This window comes from Amylolactobacillus amylophilus DSM 20533 = JCM 1125 (assembly GCF_001936335.1).
GTDB lineage: Bacteria > Bacillota > Bacilli > Lactobacillales > Lactobacillaceae > Amylolactobacillus > Amylolactobacillus amylophilus.
In genome coordinates this window covers 1,582,994-1,598,471 of the sequence record NZ_CP018888.1, presented here as the reverse complement: position 1 = coordinate 1,598,471, position 15,478 = coordinate 1,582,994, and the positions used below count along the sequence as shown (strand labels likewise).

The window sequence follows — 15,478 nt, the reverse complement described above, 5'->3', positions numbered from 1 at the left end:
CTTTATCTTTGCGCGATATTTGTTAAAATGAACTGTAAGAACCTAAAGGAAGTCAATTTATGGATCATTTGACACAGATGTCGCGCCAACACAATTTAATCTCTAAAGTCACCGCCGCCTTCTTCTATTCAATTGCGGTGGCGATTGCTTTGAACTTTTTCTGGCATCCGGGGGGCATTTATGCGAGTGGGGTGACGGGATTTGCGCAAGTGGTGCAAACCCTCACTGAACGGTATTTTCCGTTTGTCCTCTCCACCTCAATTATGTACTTTGTGTTGAATATTCCGTTATTCTTCGCGCTCTCGTCGAATGCGATTGAGCACTGCTGGATCGTTAGTCAGGCCAATGATCTGAGTCGGATTAATCTTAAAAATTTCATCGGGTATATGGGCCTGCGGTACAAGTGGTAAGTTTGCGACCTTTAGATTCTTGTTGGCGAGAAACAACGATAGGGGGGTCTTTGAGGTTCGCGAAACACCCAGCAACACCACGTCGGCCTTGAGAAACCCCTTAGGATCTTTCCCATCATCATACATCACAGCAAATTCCATGGCGCTGATGCGGTCGAAATACTTCTGTGTCAGGTGATGGATTGCACCAGACTCACCGCTTGGCTTCTCGTTAGTTAGCTTGCCAATCACATTGATTGCATCGGTAATTAAATCAATGGTCTTGACTTTGTTGGCCCGACCAAAGCGAAACACCTCATCATTTAGTTCTTTCGAAAGTAACGTGTGTGCAATTAGTAAATTATCTTGATGTTGATTCTCAGTCAGGACAGCCTGTAACTTCTGCATGGTCGTAATGAAGGGGTAACGATTAAAGGTGAAATCTGTATTCGGAAACTGCGCTGATGCCGCTTGCATTAATTTAAATCCTGTCTCACCGACGGAATCTGATATAATGACAACGTTAACTTGTTCACTCATGCTTTATCCTCTTAATTTCTATAATCTATGTTGTTATCTTAAGTATATCAATTTACTTTAAAAAATATAGAAAAAAATAGACAAAAGCAGTTGACCGCTGTTTTGAACTCCGCTATAATTGTTGTCAGATGTTCTGGTCAGATGACCTAGAAAACGGAAGGAGGGATATCACATGGCTAAGACAGTCGTTCATGAAAACGAGTCTCTTGATGATGCTCTTCGTCGTTTCAAACGTTCCGTTTCTAAGAGTGGTACGTTGCAAGAATACCGTAAACGCGAATATTACGAAAAACCTAGTGTTAAGCGTAAGTTGAAATCAGAAGCAGCTCGTAAGCGTAAGAAATACTAATTTCATGAACTCTCATATTGACCTTTTGGTTCATTATGGGAGTTTTTTTTCTAGGAGAATAAAATGTTAAACGAACAAATTATGAATGACTTAAAGACGGCAATGAAGGCTCACGACAAAGTGGCGCTCGATACAATTCGCATGATCAAGTCAGCTTTAGCTAATAAAAAAATTGAGCTTGGCCATGACTTAACTGAGGAAGAGGAAGTTGCCGTATTATCGACCGAGATGAAACAACGAAGAGATTCACTCGCAGAATTTGAGAAGGGTAATCGGACCGACTTAGTTGAAAAGGTTCAAGAAGAGATGAAAATCGTTGAGCGTTATTTGCCTGCCCAAATGTCTGCTGAGGAAGTCGGTAAACTAATCGACTCAGTAATCGAGGAAACTGGCGCAACAGGTAAGGCTGACTTTGGTAAAGTGATGAAGACTTTGATGCCTAAGGTTAAAGGTAAAGCTGATGGTGGCCTAGTTAACCAGTTGGTCAACCAAAAACTAAGTTAAAATTTTTCCCGACGGAGGCTTTTTTTGACAGACAAACTGACTGAAAAGAACGTATACACACCCAAAGTACCTGCAACGATTGCGAGTCTAGTTGGGGTGAACGATAGTAACCTCAAGATTCTGGAGGAAGCATTAAATATCCAAGCAACCGATACGGGTAGTACGATTACCTTACATGGTGCTCCGCCTGACGTCGTAACTGGTATCGCTGTACTAAGCCAACTGGAAAATGTCGTGAATCATGGAATTACGATTGGCGCAACAGACGTGGTCAGCGCGCTCAAGATGGCAGAGAAGGGCACGCTTGAGTATTTCTTTGACCTTTATTCGGAAACGCTCATCCACGATGCCAAGGGACGCGCAATCCGGGTGAAGAACCTCGGCCAAAGACGGTATGTTAAGGCAATTAAGCAGAAAGATGTTGTCTTCGGTGTAGGACCTGCCGGAACTGGTAAGACATTTCTTGCCGTTGTCATGGCCATCTCCGCATTCAAGAAGGGTGAAGTTAGTCGGATTATTCTGACAAGACCTGCTGTTGAAGCCGGCGAAAGTCTCGGCTTTCTACCGGGCGATTTGAAAGACAAGGTTGATCCCTACCTGCGGCCAATCTATGACTCATTGTACGCAATTCTCGGAACCGAGACGACCAACCGTTTGATGGAACGGGGCACGATTGAAGTTGCGCCGCTTGCCTATATGAGGGGGCGAACACTCGATGAGGCTTTCGTGATTCTAGATGAAGCGCAGAATGCCACCAAAGCCCAGATGAAGATGTTTCTGACTAGACTTGGCTTCAACTCGAAGATGATTATCAATGGTGATGTAACACAAATTGACTTACCGGGAAATCACAGGAGTGGCTTGATTGAAGCACAAGATCGGTTGCATAACATCAAACAAATTGAATTCGTGAATTTTACCTTCAACGATGTGGTTCGCCATCCCGTTGTAGCTAAAATAATTGAAGCATACGAAAGAGACGATTTGAATGACAAACATTGATATCACATTTAATGACGAGATTGATTTTTTAACGGATGCCAACTGGCAGACTTGGATTGAGCAATTACTTGATCTGGCTTATACAAGAATCGCTAAGACCAACAAGTTAGAGATGAGCATCAACTTTGTCTCAAACGATGAAATTAGGAAAATTAATCGAGAGTATCGGGACAAAGATCGCGTAACCGATGTCATTAGCTTTGCAATTGAAGATGGTGGATTCGATATTGACATGAGTGATTTCTTAGATGACCCCGATTTTGTCGAGGACATCGGCGACCTCTTCATTGCACCAAAGGTCGTTGAAGAGCACGGTAAAGAATATGGCCATGGCTTTAAGCGGGAATTTGGCTACACACTGGTCCATGGATTTCTCCACTTGAATGGCTATGATCACATCGATCCAGGTGAGGAAAAAGAGATGATTGGTCTGCAAAACCAAATTCTTGATGAGTATGGATTGGAGCGCTAATGGACAAGTTAACCGAGCCAGAGTTAGAATTATACAACATTGCACAAGCTGAGATGAAGCACGCATACGTCCCATACTCGCACTTTCAGGTGGCGGCGGTGTTACGGACTAAATCTGGTCAAATTTTCAAGGGCGTCAACGTCGAAAATGCCTCGTTTGGCTTAACAAATTGTGCGGAGCGCTCCTGCATCTTTAATTACATTAGTGCCGGTTCCTTAGCAGATCCAATCAGTGAATTTTTGATTATTGGTGGTACGGATGATCCAATCTCACCGTGCGGCGCTTGCCGTCAGGTGCTTTCGGAATTTCTGCCAAGTGATGCTACCATTACTTTAACCAATTTGACCGGTGCGGTTAAACACATGACCATGGTAGAGTTACTACCATACTACTTTAAAAAAGAGGATTTAAATGATTAACAATAATAACTACCGCTCCGGTTTTGTCGGGCTAATTGGCAGACCAAATGTTGGTAAGTCGACTCTCATGAACCGCGTTGTCGGTCAGAAGATTGCTATTATGTCCGACAAGCCGCAGACGACTAGGAACAAGATTCAGGGTATCTATACCTCTGACACGCAACAAATAATTTTCGTTGATACGCCGGGTATCCATAAGCCCAAAAATGACCTTGATCAATACATGGATGAGTCCAGTTTCACCACATTTGGGCAAGTAGATTGTGTACTATTTCTAACCGAGCCCAAGAAAGTTGGTCCTGGGGACCGTTATATTGCGGATATGCTAGAGAAAATCAGCGTACCGGTTTTTCTTGTAATCAATAAGATTGATTTAGTTCACCCAGATGACCTGCTGGATATTATTAATTCTTACCAACAAATTGGTAAATTTGCAGAAATTATTCCAATCTCAGCTACCCAGGGGAATAATATTGAGGATCTACTGGCCACCATTCAGAAGTATCTGCCGGAAGGTCCAAAGATGTTCGATGAGGACCAGATTACTGACAGACCCGAGTATTTCGTTGTGGGTGAGTTGATTCGAGAGCAAATTCTCCACCTCACTCAAGACGAGATTCCCCACTCAACTGCTGTTATCGTGGAACAGATGAACCAGCGGGTTAACGGCAAGTTACAGATTGATGCCACTATCTATGTCGAGCGCGCCACCCAGAAGCCAATAGTGATTGGCCGTGGCGGGTCAATGCTCAAACAGATTGGCATCAATTCACGCCGAGAAATTGAGGAGCTGCTGGGCGAGAAGATTAATCTCAAGCTTTGGGTCAAAGTACAGAAGAACTGGCGAAAGGATCCTCTCTTCCTTTCCAGGGTAGGGTATAATCTGAAGGATTTGTAGTTCATGCAAGCCAAAAAAGAAAAAACAGTGACAGGAATTATCTATAAAAGACGCGCTGCGAACGAGGCGGACGTCTTCGCCCGGATTTTGACCGAAAAAGACGGGCTTTTTTCTATTGCAGTTAAGGGCGCGTTAAAGCCTAAATCAAAATTAAATGCTGCCACTCTGAATTTTTCTTTTGGTGATTACAAGATCATGACGAATGGAGCAGGAATCAGCACATTGCGCGCACCCGGGCATGTACAGACGTTTGACCAACTCTTTACTGACTTAAAATTAAATGCATACGCAAGTTACATGTTGGACCTGGTTGATCACGCATTCGTTGAATACGAGGATGTGGGGGAGAGCTTTACGCTTGTTCGGACCAGTCTACAATTGCTTAATCAAACGGTCAATCCAGAAGCGGTGCTCGCTCTCTTTGAGCTTCAAATGCTCCCCATTTTTGGTGTGGGGCCACAGCTACGTGAATGTATCATCTGTGGAAAGCAGCAGGGGAAATTCGATTACTCGATTGATTTAGGGGGCGTCATCTGCTCGGACCATTTTAACCAGGTACCAACAAGGTTACATCTAAGTCCTAAGGCGGTAGGTTTGATGCGGACACTGGGCCTGATTAAGATTGTCCAACTGGGCCAGATTTCAGTATCTGCGGCCTTACTGCGTGAGGTCTTGAATGCGCTAGATCGAATCTATCGTCAGACGCTCGATCTCAACTTGAAGACGAAGACGTTTATTGATTCAATGCATTTTTGGTGAAAAGCAGTAGGCAATTACCACAGCCGGTGCTATAATAGTAATTGTGATTTTGATGATCATAGGGAGAATAAATTCTGGTCAGCGAATGTCGGTCATGGTGAGAAGGACATCCAGAAGAGGCACCCTTAGTCAAACAGAATTAAGTGCAGGGAATATTTCCCTGAATTAGGGTGGAACCGCGATTAAATCGTCCCTATGCATATTTGTGCATAGGCTTTTTTTATTGCCAAAAGGAGAAAAAATGACTGAAAAATTGAACATTCAACAAATGATTTTTAAATTACAAGAGTTCTGGGCCTCTAAAGGCTGTATGATCATGAATGCCTACGACGTCGAGAAGGGTGCTGGGACCATGAGCCCCTATACTTTCCTGCGTGCCGTTGGGCCGGAACCCTGGAATGCAGCTTATGTGGAGCCTTCGCGTCGCCCCGCTGATGGTCGTTACGGTGAAAACCCGAACAGACTATTCCAACACCACCAATTCCAGGTGGTCATGAAGCCATCACCAAAAGACATCCAGGAATACTACCTTGATAGCTTGCGTGCGCTTGGTATCGACCCATTAGAGCATGATATCCGCTTCGTGGAGGATAACTGGGAGAACCCATCTATGGGTTGTGCCGGGGTTGGTTGGGAAGTCTGGCTTGACGGTATGGAAGTATCACAGTTTACCTACTTCCAAGTTGTTGGTGGGCTAGATGTTAAACCCGTCACTAGCGAGATTACCTACGGAGTTGAGCGTTTGGCATCCTACATCCAAGATGTAAGCACGGTATTCGAACTTGAATGGAGCGATGGTGTGCTCTACGGAGATATCTTCAAAGAACCTGAATACGAGCACTCTAAGTATGCTTTTGAGGAGAGCAACCAAGATATCCTCCTGGAATTATTTGATACCTACGAGAAGACGGCTAAACGGCTACTGGTTTTAAACTTGGTTCATCCCGCATATGACTATATCTTAAAGTGTAGCCATACGTTTAACTTACTAGATGCTCGTGGTGCAGTCTCTGTGACAGAGCGTGCAGGTTACTTGAGTCGTATCCGAAATATGGCACATGAAGTTGCCAAGGCATTCGTTGAAGAGCGTGAGAAGCGTGGCTTCCCGTTACTGAAGAATAATCAAACAGAGGTTGGTGCTTTAAATGACTAAAAACTACTTATTAGAAATTGGGCTGGAGGAAATGCCGGCACATGTGGTAACACCAAGCATTAAACAACTAGTGCAAAAGGTAACGAAATTTCTGAAAGAACAGGGTTTAACATTCAAGAACATTAAGCCATTCTCTACACCAAGAAGATTAGCTCTTCTTGTAGAAGGACTGAGTGAACAGCAAGACGACGTTGACTTAGTTCAAAAGGGTCCTGCGCAAAAGATTGCCCAAGACCAAGAAGGTAATTGGAGCAAAGCGGCAATCGGTTTCGCCAATTCACAACAGATGACGGTAGACGATATTTACTTTGAAGATCTGAAGGGAACTAGTTACGCATATATTCACGTTCAAAAGAAGGGGAAGACTGCACAAGAGATTCTGCCCGAGCTTGCGGGTGTGATCAAATCCCTGACCTTTAAAACGAGGATGCGCTGGGCAAGTAACGACTTCGAATATATTCGGCCGATTCACTGGTTGGTTTCTTTATTGGATGATGTTGTTGTGCCATTTTCGGTGGTTGATGTGCAGGCTGGCCGGCAAACTAAGGGTCACAGATTTCTCGGAGACCCCGTAGTGCTTGCGCGGGCTGATGATTATGAGGAAGCTTTGAAAAACGAATTTGTCATCGCTGACGCAGCCGACCGCAAGGCAATTATCACGAGTCAGATTAAGGAACTTGCCGCGGCGAATAGTTGGCAAGTTAACCTTGACCAAAGCTTGTTAGAAGAAGTGACCAATCTGGTCGAGTACCCAACGAGTTTTGCTGGCTCGTTTGATGCGCAGTATCTGGCAATTCCAGAGGAGGTACTGATTACCTCTATGAAGGACAATCAACGTTACTTCGATGTTCGTGACCAGGATGGGAAATTGAGCAATCACTTTATCGCGGTTCGTAACGGTAACCGCGATCACCTAGACAACGTCATCATGGGAAATGAGAAGGTACTTGTTGCGAGATTAGACGATGCCAAGTTCTTCTATGAAGAAGACCAGAAGTTTCCGATTAGTCACTATGTCGACAGATTAAATAATGTTTCGTTTCATGACAAGATCGGCTCGATGGCTGAGAAGATGCAACGTGTCCAAAAAATTGGCCAGATCATCGCACAACAGTTTGCGCTCTCTGAACAAAGCATGGTTGATTTCAACCGCGCAAGTGAGATTTACAAGTTTGATTTGGTTACAGGCATGGTCGGTGAGTTTGCTGAGTTACAGGGGATTATGGGGCAACATTATGCCAAATTAGCCGGTGAACGTGACGCCGTCAGTCTAGCAATCAAGGAGCACTATCAACCCATCACCGCAGAATCCAAGTTGCCAAGTTCTAAGGTAGGGGCGCTGCTTGCATTGAGTGACAAGCTAGACACGATAATTACGTTCTTTAGCGCAGGCATGATTCCAACCAGTTCAAACGATCCCTACGCTTTGCGTCGCTATGCATACGGTATCGTAAGAATTCTGTTGAAGCAAAAATGGGCACTTGACTTCCAGACTGCATTACCTGAATTAATTGCAGGGTTAGATGGTCTCACACCAGCGCCACTGCCAAAGAGCGGCGCGGAGACTGCCCAAATAGCCAGCTTCATCCGTGATCGTGTCAAACAATATCTACAAGTAGCGGACTACAGGTATGATGTGATAGATGCTGTATTAGCTTCAATTCAACAGGATCCATTGAAGATTAACCAGGCTGCTCAAGTGCTTGAACAGCATCATGACGATCAACAATTTAAGCCGGTAGTTGAGGCCCTCACTAGAATCAATAACATTTTGAAGAAGGTCAAACCGGCTGGTAATAAAGTTGTCGATGACACCTTGTTTGAGAATGATTCGGAAGTAGAATTGGCAAACGCCACGGCCGTATTGATGGAGCAAACAGACTTTGAACAACTCTATGAAGAATTCGTCGACGTAAGGCCAATCATTGAGAGTTACTTCAACGATAATATGATCATGGCTGACGATGATGCGGTTCGAATGAATAGGTTAACTCAACTAAGTATTTTGAATCGCCTTTCACATCAATTAGGTGATTTAAGTCAATTGGTAATTAAGTAATTACCATAGGATAAAATAAAAAGTAAGGGGGTTACTCAAAATGGCAGGATACTTTGACGATAGCGTGATAGAAAACGTGCGCCAACAAGTAAATATTGTTGATGTAATTGGTCAGTATGTGGAGCTAAGCCGTAAAGGCAAAAACTACATGGGTTTGTGTCCGTTTCATGAAGAGAAAACCCCTTCTTTTTCCGTAAGTGAAGATAAGCAACTGTATCATTGTTTTAGTTGTGGTCGTGCCGGGAACCTGTTCAAGTTCATCATGGATATTGAAGATATGAACTTTCAAGAGGCCGTTAGAAAGATTGCTCAAGATGCGAACATTGAGCTGCCGGATAACCAGCGCAGCGTGCAGGAAAAGAGTTCAGTTTCTTACAAGCTCAAGAAGATGTATCAAGAGGCAGAAGTATTTTACGCACACATTTTAAATGCCACAAAGACCGGTATTAAAGCACTCGATTACCTTAAGGGTCGCCAGATTACGGCTGCAGCGATTGAAAGCTTTGGACTGGGCTATGCACCGGATGTCCATAACATTCTACTGGAGTATCTACAACAACAGGATTTTACGGCGGACGAATTACGCGCATCTGGACTGTTTGTTGAAAATGACAATGGAGAACTCTTCGACCGTTTTCGCGATCGCGTAATGTTTCCCTTAAAAGACCAGTCGGGACAAATTATTGCATTCTCCGGACGAAAGCTCAATCAAGATTCAAACCAACCAAAGTATCTCAATAGTCCGGAAACCAAAATTTTTACCAAGAGTAAATTACTGTTCAACTTCGATCAGGCCAAAACCACCTTGAAGAATGACCAACATCTCATCCTGTTTGAAGGTTATATGGATGTGATTAGTGCCACGCAGGCAGGCGTGAAAAACGGCATTGCCTCGATGGGTACGAGTTTGACCGATGAACAAATTTACGCAATCAGGCGGGTCACAAACAAGCTTATTCTTGCGTACGATGGTGATCAACCCGGGCAAAAGGCTACAGAGCGCGCCCTAGTACTGTTCAATGAGAAAAATTTTGACCTGGAAGTTGGTGTGGTCACTTTACCAGAGCAGCTCGATCCTGACGAGTTTATCAAGAAATATGGTGCAGAGAAGTTTCGCCACGAATTACAGGGCGCGGTGACACCAACAGAGTTTCGGTTGAAGGTTTTGCAACAGAAATATAATCTGGCAAATGACCGGGAGAAAGTTGAGTATGGCGAAGAGGCGGTCAAGCTGATTGCAACCGTGAATTCGCCAGTGGCTGCCGAGATTTATCTTAATCAACTAGCGGATCAACTATCTGTTTCGACCGATGCCTTAAAAGGCCAGTTGGTGCGTGTTCGCCGGCTAAACCGGCAAGTACAACGGCGTAGTCAAAATACTCAGGCCCAAAATCAGCAAGGCCAAAGTAGTTATGGCCCTGAGCCCATGCAAAACCAAGCAACAGGTGTCGATACCGCAATCAGTCGGGCAGAACGAAGGTTGTTGTATTTGCAGCTCCATTATGACGAGGTAATGGAGTATCTCCATGAACAAAATTTTGAGTTCCAAGACCAAAACTTTGCAAAAATTGCTAATTTATGGGAAAATTTTAGAGATACGCATGATAATATAAAGGTTGATAGTTTTTTAGATTATGTCCCTGAGGAGTTAAAGAGTATAATTGTCAATGTTGAGATGTCTGAAATGCCGGAAGATTACAGCATGGATGAGGTTGATGATTATTTAGCAGCTTTCGCAAAAGAACGTGTTCGGCGGCAAATTGCGTCATTAACAGACGAACTAAATGAGGCCAAACGTAAACACGATGAAGATGCGGAAGTCGCTTTGACTCAGAAAATTATAACTCTGCAGAGAATGATGAGATTATAGGAGTATTCTTAATGGCTGAAAAAAAAGAGAGCACGAAGAAAACCGCTAAAGTAACGAAAACTACGAAGACCGCAAAGGCAAAGACAACTAAGGATCAAGTAAAAACCAACGACGAGGGAGAACTACAAGTCGACGGTCAAACTTTAGACCAAGCTGTGAAGGTGGTTGTTAAAGAAGCCAAGAAAGAAAAGGAAATCACTGAGACCAATTTTATTGAGCAGTTAGTCAAGCCATTCTATCTCGAGGATCAGGCAATTGATCAACTGGTCCAAGAGTTTGAAGATAATGGTATCAGTATCGTTGATGAGAAGGGTGAGCCAAGCCCACTAGCACTGAAGAAACAAAAAAATGTCGAAAAATCAGAGCTAAAGAACGTGAGCGCTCCTTCAAACATTCGAATGAATGATCCTGTCAGAATGTACCTGAAAGAAATTGGTAGAGTACCGCTCTTAAAGGCCGAGCAAGAGGTAGAGATTGCCCATAGAATCGAACAGGGTGACGCCAGCGCGAAACAAGAGCTTGCAGAAGCCAATCTCCGTCTGGTGGTGTCGATTGCGAAACGTTATGTAGGGCGTGGTATGCAATTCCTCGACTTAATTCAAGAGGGAAATATGGGTTTAATGAAGGCAGTCGATAAATTCGATTATCGTCTCGGATTTAAGTTCTCCACTTACGCTACTTGGTGGATTAGACAGGCGATTACCCGTGCCATTGCCGACCAAGCAAGGACGATTCGAATTCCGGTTCATATGGTTGAGACAATCAACAAATTGATTAGAATTCAACGTCAGCTGCTCCAAGACCTTGGGCGTGAACCTACACCGGAGGAAATCGGTGCCGAGATGGACATGACGACCGAGAAGGTTCGTGAAATTCTGAAGATTGCACAGGAGCCAGTCTCCTTAGAGACGCCAATTGGTGAAGAGGATGATTCACATTTGGGTGACTTCATCGAGGATCAAGATGCGACGAGCCCTGAGGATCACGCTTCGTATGAGTTGTTGAAAGAACAACTTGAGGATGTCTTAGATACGTTAACGGACCGCGAAGAAAACGTGTTGCGGTTACGTTTTGGCTTGGACGATGGACGGACGAGAACTCTAGAAGAGGTTGGTAAGGTCTTTGGCGTTACGCGTGAACGTATTCGTCAAATCGAGGCCAAGGCGCTGCGTAAGTTACGGCACCCTAGTCGTTCAAATCAACTTAAGGATTTTCTAGACTAACGAATAAATTTGCCCCGGAATGGGGCTTTTTTTGTTCCTTTTTATGCTAAAATGATAGTCATGTGGGAACGCAAAATAAAGCAGAAAGAAGCGCAAATATGCCTTTAACTCCCCGCCTACAAGCAGTATCAGACATGGTCGATCAGGGACAAAGGGTTGCCGATGTTGGCACCGATCATGCGTATGTACCAATCGCACTAGTAGAGGAGCAACAGATTGACTTTGCGATTGCCAGCGATATTGGTGCAGGACCTTTAGAGAACGCAAGGAATAATATTGAGAGTGCGGGCCTAGAGGGCCGAATTTTAGTTCGAATGGGGCCCGGACTTTCGACAATTGAACCTGATGACGAAATCAACACCGTCATCATCGCCGGCATGGGCGGTAAGCTCATCACGCAAATTCTGACTGATGCACTGGCATCTGGTCAGAGATTTGAAACGTTGATTCTGGAACCAAATATCAATGAACCACTGGTTCGACAGTGGTTGATGGAGCACCGCTATCATATTATTGCTGAAACTATCGTTGCGGACGAACGCCACACATACGAGATTATTAAGGCACAAGTTGCGAAGAAGATCAGGCAATTGTCGCCCAACCAATTGCTCTTTGGCCCTGTATTAATGACTGAAATGAGCCCAACATTCAGGGATAAATGGCGTAGTCGGGCAGCCTATCTGAAGGTTTTGGCGGCCAACCTAGGAATGGCCAAGGAATCGCCCAGTAATTTAGCAAAATTAACAGAGGTACAACAAGAAATGCAGCAAATCGAGGAGTTATTTTCAAATGACAGAGATTAAAGAAATTATTGCAAAAATCGAGGAATTTGCACCCAAGTCTCTTGCCCTGCCGGGAGATCCGGTCGGACTGCAGATTGGTTCTGCAGACGAGGGGATTACTAAGGCTTTGGTCACGCTCGATGTGCGTCCAGAAATCGTCCAGGAAGCAATCGACTCGAATATCCACTTTATCTTTAGTCATCATCCTGCCATGTTCAAACCAGCTAAAAACCTAGATTACAGGGATCCGCAAAACGCAATGTATGCTGAGATTATTAAGCACGACATCACAGTTTATTCGGCGCATACAAACATTGACTGTGCAAAACATGGCATGAATGATTGGCTCGCCGAAAAATTACAGCTAGAGCAAATTAAACCGTTCGCCTTCGAACTAAACGAAGACGGTTGTCCGATTGGTCTTGGACGTAAGGGAGTATTGAAACAACCAGTTGAACTAGCTAATTTTGCTGAGAAAATCAAACAGATTTTTAAATTAGAAGGATTACGCCTGATTGCCAATAATCCGCACCAATTAATCCAAAAAGTCGGTATAATCGGTGGTGACGGCGGAAAGTACTTCCAACAGGCAATTACCAATCAGTTAGACCTCTTCATTACGGGAGACGTATACTACCACACCGGACACGATATGCTGGCCGCAAATTTGGCCGTAATCGACCCAGGTCACCATATTGAGCAAATCTTCAAACGGGTGATGTCGGATAAATTAAATGAATGGTCTGCCGCTAATAAATGGGGCGTCGACTTTGTACCATCACAAATTTCCACTGATCCATACCAATTTATTTAAACAGCGATTCTCAGATAAGGAGCAAATAGATGAAATACGAAACTTTATTACCACGTTTTCTGGGCTACGTGAAGGAGAACACCCGCTCAGATGAATACTCAAATAGCGTCCCTTCAACACAAAATCAAGTTGTTTTCCTGCAAAAGTTAGTCGCAGAATTAGAACAATTGGGCTTGGCTGAGGTTAAATATAATAAAGTTAATGGTTATGTGACAGCGACAATTCCCGCAACGACAACTAAGGACGTGCCAGTCATCGGCTTTATCAGTCACGTCGATACGGCCGATTTCAATTCGGAGAATATTAATCCCCAAATCGTCGAAAATTACGACGGCCAAAGTGTCATCAATCTTGGCGAGAGTGAATTCAAACTTGATCCAAGTTCTTTCCCTAGCCTAAAGAAATATGCAGGACAGACGCTAATCACGACTGACGGAACCACGCTCTTAGGCGCAGATGATAAAGCTGGTGTGGCGGAAATCATGACTTTGGCCGAATACCTCATCGTACGGCCAGAGATTGAACACGGCAAAATTCGTGTGGCCTTTGGTCCCGACGAGGAAATCGGTACGGGTGCAGATAAATTTGATGTTGCTGACTTTGGCGCTGATTTCGCCTACACGGTTGATGGCGGCCCTGTGGGCCAGCTTGAATTCGAAACATTCAGTGCGATCGGCCTGAAAGTCGATATTCAAGGAACAAATGTCCATCCTAGTGAAGCAAAGGGGAAAATGGTTAGTGCAATTCAGCTGGCAATTGATTTCCATAACAGCTTGCCAGCTGCTGAACGTGCCGAAACTACTGAAGGGCGAGAGGGATTCTTCCACCTACTTAATCTAAACGGCACAGCCGAGGATGCCCACATGGACTACATCATCCGGGACTTTGAGCGCGCGGGGCTCAATCGTCGCCGCCAACTCGTACTTGATATTGCAAAGGAAATTAATCAAAAATTTGCTGAGCCACGTATCAAGACAACGATGGTCGAACAATACTTCAACATGGTTGAGGTGATGAAGGATCATATGGATGTAGTTGAACTGGCAGAGAATGCCATGTGTGCGCTCGGTATTGAGCCAGATGAGGAACCAGTTCGTGGTGGAACTGATGGCTCTAAGATTTCATTTATGGGACTACCAACACCAAACCTGTTTGCCGGTGGCGAGAATATGCACGGTCGGTATGAATATGTGGCCCTGCAGTCTATGGAAAAGGCAGTAGATGTACTGCTGAAAATTAGCGAGTTGAACACGAACAAGTAGTATATACAAAAAAGGCCACATGGCCTTTTTTTATGGCAAACTTAAGCTGAAATTCACCAAATATTTACATAAATATGTTAAATTGAACAAGTTGAAAAGGAGTTGGAACTTTTTGGAAAAAAGAAGTAGTCAAAATCAGAAGCAAGCACAGATAGATAGTGCAATCGGTGAAAAATCTGTCCACGTCTTCAACGATTTTCGAGATTTCCTCGCTACCGGGAATATCGTCAACTTTGCCGTTGGTTTCCTAGTTGGTAATGCACTGTCGAAGGTGATTCAGGCATTCATCACGGATTTATTCGATCCAATCATTTCGAAAATAACAGGTAAATCTGTGCTGTTGGTTAACCAGAAGCTCGTTTTGGGGCAAGGCCAGATAGTAATCAGCTGGGGGCATTTTATTAGCCAATTAATCAATTTCTTGATTACCGCAATCGCCGTTTACATTGTTATTCGTGCCATGCAAAAGACCATCATGAAGCAGGATGCTGCTGGTGCGCTGACCGGCGACGAGATACAGGCACAGATTTTGCGTGAATTACAGCTAAATAACCGAATGATGAGACGTAACCTCGAACTGAATCGGCGTGAAGAGGAGTTGCGTACTTTAAAAGCAGATATAAAAAAACGAGAAGATATTCTCGCCGTGAAAGAGCGTTTCGACGCAGCGAAACGTTAGCTTGATAAACCCCAGCTGTTTTTTGGCAAAAGCTGCCTAAAATGCTAGAATAGGACAATAAATAATAATAAAGGAGTAGGGATCATGCCTCTAGTACACATTGATTTAATTGAAGGACGTTCGGCTGAACAACTAAGTAAGATGGTTGAGGAGGTTACTGCAGCAATCGTGAAGAATACTGGTGCACCCGCAGAACACGTCCATATTGTTCTAAACGAGATGAAAAAAGAACACTACAGTGTGGGTGGAGTGCTCAAAAGCGCTGAATAAACCAAAAAGGTTCAAACTTGATTAATAGTAATCA

General features: G+C 44.1%; 16 protein-coding genes and 2 pseudogenes. 17 read left to right on the top strand and 1 reads right to left on the bottom strand.

Annotated features, from left to right (window positions below):
* Nucleotides 1-59 precede the first annotated feature (59 nt).
* Nucleotides 60-293, top strand: a pseudogene (locus LA20533_RS08315) (YitT family protein); the annotation flags it as partial.
* Nucleotides 294-296: 3 nt separating this feature from the next.
* Here the strand turns inward: LA20533_RS08315 and LA20533_RS08310 are convergent.
* Nucleotides 297-929, bottom strand: a pseudogene (locus LA20533_RS08310) (pyruvate, water dikinase regulatory protein); the annotation flags it as partial.
* A 172-nt stretch (nucleotides 930-1,101) separates the two neighbouring features.
* Between LA20533_RS08310 and rpsU the strand changes: the two are divergent.
* From rpsU to LA20533_RS08230, 16 genes are all read left to right on the top strand, one after another.
* The gene (gene rpsU, locus LA20533_RS08305; RefSeq protein WP_054745016.1) at nucleotides 1,102-1,278 is read left to right on the top strand and encodes a 30S ribosomal protein S21; all 177 of its coding nucleotides are present in this window, start codon (nucleotides 1,102-1,104) and stop codon (nucleotides 1,276-1,278) included.
* Between the two features lie 63 nt (nucleotides 1,279-1,341).
* Nucleotides 1,342-1,782: a GatB/YqeY domain-containing protein gene (locus tag LA20533_RS08300; protein WP_056946199.1), complete on the top strand. Its 441-nt coding sequence runs from the start codon at nucleotides 1,342-1,344 to the stop codon at nucleotides 1,780-1,782.
* Between the two features lie 24 nt (nucleotides 1,783-1,806).
* A complete protein-coding gene (locus tag LA20533_RS08295) occupies nucleotides 1,807-2,784 on the top strand; it encodes a PhoH family protein (protein ID WP_371857339.1) in 978 nt (325 codons plus the stop codon).
* Nucleotides 2,771-3,256, top strand: a complete 486-nt coding sequence (gene ybeY, locus LA20533_RS08290) for an rRNA maturation RNase YbeY (RefSeq protein WP_056946197.1) — start codon at nucleotides 2,771-2,773, stop codon at nucleotides 3,254-3,256. The genes LA20533_RS08295 and ybeY overlap by 14 nt, the downstream gene beginning before the upstream one ends.
* Nucleotides 3,256-3,675, top strand: a complete 420-nt coding sequence (gene cdd / locus LA20533_RS08285) for a cytidine deaminase (protein ID WP_056946195.1) — start codon at nucleotides 3,256-3,258, stop codon at nucleotides 3,673-3,675. Before ybeY ends, cdd begins: the two co-directional genes overlap by 1 nt.
* Entirely contained in the window at nucleotides 3,668-4,573 is a 906-nt protein-coding gene (gene era / locus LA20533_RS08280; protein ID WP_056946193.1) for a GTPase Era, read from the top strand. Before cdd ends, era begins: the two co-directional genes overlap by 8 nt.
* Nucleotides 4,574-4,576: 3 nt before the next feature.
* The gene (recO, locus tag LA20533_RS08275; RefSeq protein ID WP_056946191.1) at nucleotides 4,577-5,332 is read left to right on the top strand and encodes a DNA repair protein RecO; all 756 of its coding nucleotides are present in this window, start codon (nucleotides 4,577-4,579) and stop codon (nucleotides 5,330-5,332) included.
* A gap of 241 nt (nucleotides 5,333-5,573) precedes the next feature.
* Entirely contained in the window at nucleotides 5,574-6,485 is a 912-nt protein-coding gene (glyQ, locus tag LA20533_RS08270) for a glycine--tRNA ligase subunit alpha (protein WP_056946189.1), read from the top strand.
* Nucleotides 6,478-8,544: a glycine--tRNA ligase subunit beta gene (gene glyS / locus LA20533_RS08265; RefSeq protein WP_056946187.1), complete on the top strand. Its 2,067-nt coding sequence runs from the start codon at nucleotides 6,478-6,480 to the stop codon at nucleotides 8,542-8,544. The genes glyQ and glyS overlap by 8 nt, the downstream gene beginning before the upstream one ends.
* Nucleotides 8,545-8,584: 40 nt before the next feature.
* On the top strand, nucleotides 8,585-10,414 hold the full coding sequence (gene dnaG / locus LA20533_RS08260; RefSeq protein ID WP_056946185.1) for a DNA primase: 1,830 nt from the start codon (nucleotides 8,585-8,587) through the stop codon (nucleotides 10,412-10,414).
* An 11-nt stretch (nucleotides 10,415-10,425) separates the two neighbouring features.
* The gene (gene rpoD / locus LA20533_RS08255) at nucleotides 10,426-11,637 is read left to right on the top strand and encodes an RNA polymerase sigma factor RpoD (protein WP_075362760.1); all 1,212 of its coding nucleotides are present in this window, start codon (nucleotides 10,426-10,428) and stop codon (nucleotides 11,635-11,637) included.
* A 98-nt stretch (nucleotides 11,638-11,735) separates the two neighbouring features.
* The gene (locus tag LA20533_RS08250) at nucleotides 11,736-12,440 is read left to right on the top strand and encodes a tRNA (adenine(22)-N(1))-methyltransferase (RefSeq protein WP_056946183.1); all 705 of its coding nucleotides are present in this window, start codon (nucleotides 11,736-11,738) and stop codon (nucleotides 12,438-12,440) included.
* The gene (locus tag LA20533_RS08245) at nucleotides 12,427-13,233 is read left to right on the top strand and encodes a Nif3-like dinuclear metal center hexameric protein (RefSeq protein WP_054745023.1); all 807 of its coding nucleotides are present in this window, start codon (nucleotides 12,427-12,429) and stop codon (nucleotides 13,231-13,233) included. Before LA20533_RS08250 ends, LA20533_RS08245 begins: the two co-directional genes overlap by 14 nt.
* 29 nt (nucleotides 13,234-13,262) lie before the next feature.
* Nucleotides 13,263-14,495 carry a peptidase T gene (gene pepT, locus LA20533_RS08240; RefSeq protein ID WP_056946181.1) on the top strand — a complete coding sequence of 411 codons (1,233 nt, stop codon included), beginning with the start codon at nucleotides 13,263-13,265 and terminating at the stop codon, nucleotides 14,493-14,495.
* Between the two features lie 112 nt (nucleotides 14,496-14,607).
* Nucleotides 14,608-15,174 (top strand): large conductance mechanosensitive channel protein MscL, encoded by a 567-nt coding sequence (gene mscL, locus LA20533_RS08235; protein ID WP_162254387.1) that lies wholly within the window; start codon nucleotides 14,608-14,610, stop codon nucleotides 15,172-15,174.
* 84 nt (nucleotides 15,175-15,258) lie between these two features.
* Entirely contained in the window at nucleotides 15,259-15,444 is a 186-nt protein-coding gene (locus tag LA20533_RS08230; protein WP_054745026.1) for a 2-hydroxymuconate tautomerase, read from the top strand.
* Nucleotides 15,445-15,478 lie beyond the last annotated feature (34 nt).

What these genes read in the sequence shown, in the direction of transcription:
- rpsU (WP_054745016.1), top strand. Translation starts at nt 1,102, where the DNA reads ATGGCTAAGACAGTCGTTCATGAAAACGAGTCTCTTGATGATGCTCTT.
- LA20533_RS08300 (WP_056946199.1), top strand. Translation starts at nt 1,342, where the DNA reads ATGTTAAACGAACAAATTATGAATGACTTAAAGACGGCAATGAAGGCT.
- ybeY (WP_056946197.1), top strand. Translation starts at nt 2,771, where the DNA reads ATGACAAACATTGATATCACATTTAATGACGAGATTGATTTTTTAACG.
- cdd (WP_056946195.1), top strand. Translation starts at nt 3,256, where the DNA reads ATGGACAAGTTAACCGAGCCAGAGTTAGAATTATACAACATTGCACAA.
- era (WP_056946193.1), top strand. Translation starts at nt 3,668, where the DNA reads ATGATTAACAATAATAACTACCGCTCCGGTTTTGTCGGGCTAATTGGC.
- recO (WP_056946191.1), top strand. Translation starts at nt 4,577, where the DNA reads ATGCAAGCCAAAAAAGAAAAAACAGTGACAGGAATTATCTATAAAAGA.
- glyQ (WP_056946189.1), top strand. Translation starts at nt 5,574, where the DNA reads ATGACTGAAAAATTGAACATTCAACAAATGATTTTTAAATTACAAGAG.
- glyS (WP_056946187.1), top strand. Translation starts at nt 6,478, where the DNA reads ATGACTAAAAACTACTTATTAGAAATTGGGCTGGAGGAAATGCCGGCA.
- dnaG (WP_056946185.1), top strand. Translation starts at nt 8,585, where the DNA reads ATGGCAGGATACTTTGACGATAGCGTGATAGAAAACGTGCGCCAACAA.
- rpoD (WP_075362760.1), top strand. Translation starts at nt 10,426, where the DNA reads ATGGCTGAAAAAAAAGAGAGCACGAAGAAAACCGCTAAAGTAACGAAA.
- LA20533_RS08250 (WP_056946183.1), top strand. Translation starts at nt 11,736, where the DNA reads ATGCCTTTAACTCCCCGCCTACAAGCAGTATCAGACATGGTCGATCAG.
- LA20533_RS08245 (WP_054745023.1), top strand. Translation starts at nt 12,427, where the DNA reads ATGACAGAGATTAAAGAAATTATTGCAAAAATCGAGGAATTTGCACCC.
- pepT (WP_056946181.1), top strand. Translation starts at nt 13,263, where the DNA reads ATGAAATACGAAACTTTATTACCACGTTTTCTGGGCTACGTGAAGGAG.
- LA20533_RS08230 (WP_054745026.1), top strand. Translation starts at nt 15,259, where the DNA reads ATGCCTCTAGTACACATTGATTTAATTGAAGGACGTTCGGCTGAACAA.